Origin of the sequence: Pseudarthrobacter sp. NamE2 (assembly GCF_005796205.1) — a bacterium.
In the GTDB taxonomy this organism is placed as follows: Bacteria; Actinomycetota; Actinomycetes; order Actinomycetales; family Micrococcaceae; genus Arthrobacter.
The window spans coordinates 1-259 of the sequence record NZ_VAHN01000062.1 but is presented as its reverse complement, the minus strand read 5'-3'; the positions used below and the strand labels follow the sequence as shown (position 1 = coordinate 259).

The following is a 259-nucleotide window of genomic DNA, read 5'->3' as shown; positions in this document are numbered from 1 at the left end:
CGAGTCCGTAGCTTCGTGGCTTGAGAACAAGCAGCCCGGCGATCTGCTGAACGAAGTCCAGCGCTTCGCCCGCAACCGCCCGGGCACGTTCCTGCTGCTTGCAGCCGGCGCGGGCGTCCTGGCCGGCCGCCTCACCCGCGGCCTCACCGCAGGCGCCACCGAATCGCAGAGCTCCGCAGCCATTCCGGCGCCGCCTACCGTACAGCCTGCGGTAGCTCCGCTTCACCAGGAGACGGTGTATGCAGCCGGAGCCGGCGAT

At 69.9% G+C, this 259-nt stretch carries 1 pseudogene; it reads left to right on the top strand.

Going from position 1 to position 259, the window contains the following annotated elements:
- A pseudogene (locus FDW83_RS19020) lies at positions 1 to 259 on the top strand (hypothetical protein); the annotation flags it as partial.